Origin of the sequence: Enterobacter cloacae complex sp. P13B, from assembly GCF_014895915.1 — a bacterium.
GTDB lineage: Bacteria > Pseudomonadota > Gammaproteobacteria > Enterobacterales > Enterobacteriaceae > Enterobacter > Enterobacter bugandensis.
Genome location: NZ_JADBQN010000117.1, coordinates 1 through 3,492, shown reverse-complemented (window position 1 = coordinate 3,492; position 3,492 = coordinate 1). Strand labels below are relative to the sequence as shown.

Below are 3,492 nucleotides of genomic sequence, written 5' to 3'. Positions count from 1 at the left end.
GGTTATACGTAATAGCCTGTACTGGATGACTTCGCTTACTCAGTGGAAGCTTTGTGAAGATATATCCTCGTGGACAATCTCTTTTGAAAACGATAGTCCCGAATGCTTCTATGAATTCGAGAGGCTGCTGAATGATTACACTTTGCGAGAAAAACTACAGCATAAAACAGGGTCGTTGAGAGATTCTATTGTTCATAAAGTGCTTCGCAGTGTCGATGAAAGGCTTTCGTAATGGAATTGATGCCATTCAATTTTGACAGATTGCCTAATGGACAGGTGTTTATAAGCAACCTCGCTGGTTTTCATCACTTCATTGATGAGCAAGAGCTGCTTGATCTTTCTGATGAGCAAATCAATGCGGAACAATCAAACGCACTCGAAAGCAAGCTATTTATAGCTAACGAAAGCTCATCGGCTATAACTCCCTATGCTTTAAGTTCTGCTTTTGCAAAACGATTGATGAATGAACTGGCGGTCAGGCCAATTTTCATGATTGTGCCCACATTACGTTGCGACCATACCTGCAAGTATTGTCAGGTCAGTAGAGCTTCAGTGAACGCCTCTGGTTATGATCTAGATCCCGATCTCATCCCTGATATCATTTCGACTATCAAAAAACTATCGACACCACCTTACAAGATAGAGATACAGGGTGGAGAGCCACTCTTGCGGTTCGATTTAATTCAGTCTATCTATGAGCAATGTGTTGAAACGCTGGGAAGCACCGATTTTGAGATGGTTGTAGCATCAAGCCTGTCTGTCTTGAATGAGGATATGCTTGAATGGTCGAGAGACAGGAACATAACGTTCTCTGTTTCGCTTGATGGTGAGGAAGTTGTTCACAACAGTAATCGAATTCTTGGTCATGGGCTTGCTTACAGTAGAACAGTGTCAGGGGTAGAGGCTATAAAACGGTCTTTAGGCGCTGATCGCGTTGCAACGGTTACTACAGTTACTAAAGATCTTATCAGGCACCCTGAATCGATTGTCCAGGCTCACTTATCTCTTGGCCTCAAGGACATGTTTATCCGACCTGTTAGTCCCTATGGGTTTGCACAAAAAGCATCGTTCACCTTTTCTATGGACGAATACTTCAGTTTCTATTCCTCTTTGATAGATGAAATTCTTAAGATCAACAAAGAAGGGATAAGGGTTGTTGAACATTCGGCCTCCATTCATCTGAAAAGGATCTTCAATCCCGGTTTTAGTGGTTATGCGGATTTAAAGTCGCCAAGCGGTGTCGTGCTTAACAGTATTCTTTTCAATTATGACGGTCGAGTATATGGTAGCGATGAGAGCCGTATGTTGCAGAAGGTGAACCCTGAAACGGAGTTCAGTGCGGGTGAGGTTAAAACGCTATCATTTTCTAAGAGTCCTTACTATAACGCAGTGTTGAGTTCATCGTTCAATTTTGCTCTGCCGGGTTGTGATACATGTGCATATCAACCATTTTGCGGTGCAGATCCATGCCAGAACATAAGTGTACAGGGTGAGCCTGTCGGTGATAGGAGTCGTTCAACGTTTTGTCAGTATCACAAGGGGATGTTCAGGTATCTGATGAACTGCATCTCAGAAGGTGGTCCGAAGGCTGAGATGCTAAAAGGATGGGCATATGTCTGAGGTTATCAGGAACGATATCTTTCATTTTGCTTCAAAAAAGAATGTGCCCACAGGGTTCTATCGGTTATGCAAACAAAAACCAGTGAACCCTTTATTCTTTTTGCCCAATTTGCTGATAGTTGCTGAAAGCAATAATGATGCCATTCTACCATGCTTTGATTACTCTGTTATTAGCACTGAATTATTTGAGTCAATTGAAGATGGAGATATTGGGGTAATTAACAATGGCAATATGATCCGCGTTATTCTGTCCCGCAGAGCCAATCATAATACTGTCTTAGTAACGGAACGCTGCAATAACTTGTGTCTCTTTTGTTCGCAGCCACCAAAGAAATCAAATGATGACTGGCTACTTACCCAATCAGCTCTTGCTATCGCTTCATTTGGGTTGAATGGAGTAGTTGGGGTCAGCGGTGGTGAACCTTTGCTGTATGGAGATGATTTCCTTAACTTCATTGATTTTATCATCGAGAATTCACCAGATACTGCTTTGCATGTTTTAACAAATGGACGCAAATTTGCTGATACCAACTTTACTCATGAAATGGCAAAGCGAAGTAAAAAGATAAAAATCACCTTTGGTATACCGCTCTACTCATCAAGACCACTTGTGCATGATCATTTGGTAGGAAGTGATGGCGCATTTCATGAAACGGTTAAGGGGTTAATCAATGCAGGGAACTCAGGGATTAATATCGAACTTAGAGTTATTCCGACACTGGCTAACTATACGGAATTGGATGACATCGTAGAGTTCGTTGGCCGTGTTTTCTCCAACATCAATCAGATTTCCCTTATGGGGTTGGAATCTATCGGTTGGGCGCGAAAAAACTGGTCAACAATCTTCATTGAACACAGCAGCTATAGTGAGAAAATAACCTCCGCTATAGACGCTGCACACAGGTCAGGTATACCTCTAACAATTTTTAATTATCCTTTGTGTCATCTTCCTGAAAAAGCCTGGGAGCTTGCTGCTCAGTCGATCTCTGATTGGAAAAATTACTATCCTAAAGAATGTGATGAATGCACTCAGAAGTCTTCCTGTGCTGGTTATTTCAGTTCTTCAACGGGCCGTTTTCATCAACCACCGAGACCAATTTTATGAAAAAATTTAATTTTGCTGCTCTACTTCCGGGGTTTTTGGCACTCAATAATTCTGTATGGGCAAGTGATTCATCTACCGGAGCAAGTGATTTGCCTGGTATGACTCTTAATGAACATGATTTAGTGATAGCCCCACTTAACACCGAAGTTCCATTCTACATTGCAGGGCATCGCAGTCATAGCTCCCATCGGAGCCATAGTTCTCACCGTTCATCATCAGGTGGCGGGTACTATGGTGGCAGCACTCCCTATTATCCAAAAACATACAGCTCACCAAGTTCATCTGGGTCTTCAAGTTCAGGAACAAGTTCCTCATCGTCCTCTTCCTCTGTGCGTTCGCTTCGTTCTAACGACAATATTAACTCTACTACTACGAATTCAGTTGGAACTACAGAAGCTAGCCGTGCAAGTAATGGGCTTACTTCTGCTACAGAGAAGCGTAAGCGCTTAATCATGCGTGTTCAGTTCGCATTGCTGGACAAGGGATTTTACAATGGGAATATTGACGGCATAATGGGACCATCTACGAGGCAGTCTGTGAAAAATTACCGTATTGCGAACGGATTACCTATTCCTGCAACTGAAACACTCGACACTCAACTTTTGAATTCTTTAAATATTTTGGCTCGTTAAATCTCTATGGAGCATAAAATGAAAAGTAATAATTTGGCTTTACCGTTTTTGGCTCGATTCGCTACCGAGAGAACAGAGGGGGAAAACATTCCCGGTTGGTACTCGTATGAGCAAGATCTTTGGGTAGTTGAAGAG

Annotated in this window: 4 protein-coding genes; all 4 read left to right on the top strand. The window is 42.3% G+C overall.

Going from position 1 to position 3,492, the window contains the following annotated elements:
- Positions 1 to 232 (top strand): His-Xaa-Ser system protein HxsD (gene hxsD / locus IM273_RS22185; protein WP_193055658.1); only part of this gene is annotated, 232 nt, incomplete at its 5' end.
- Positions 232 to 1,620 (top strand): His-Xaa-Ser system radical SAM maturase HxsB, encoded by a 1,389-nt coding sequence (hxsB, locus tag IM273_RS22180; protein ID WP_109141342.1) that lies wholly within the window; start codon positions 232 to 234, stop codon positions 1,618 to 1,620. The genes hxsD and hxsB, both read left to right, overlap by 1 nt.
- Complete coding sequence (hxsC, locus tag IM273_RS22175; RefSeq protein WP_193055657.1) at positions 1,613 to 2,725, top strand: His-Xaa-Ser system radical SAM maturase HxsC; 1,113 nt, start codon at positions 1,613 to 1,615, stop codon at positions 2,723 to 2,725. Before hxsB ends, hxsC begins: the two co-directional genes overlap by 8 nt.
- Positions 2,722 to 3,357, top strand: coding sequence for a His-Xaa-Ser repeat protein HxsA (gene hxsA / locus IM273_RS22170; RefSeq protein ID WP_023279394.1), 636 nt, complete (start codon positions 2,722 to 2,724; stop codon positions 3,355 to 3,357). The genes hxsC and hxsA overlap by 4 nt, the downstream gene beginning before the upstream one ends.
- The last annotated feature ends 135 nt before the right edge of the window (positions 3,358 to 3,492 follow it).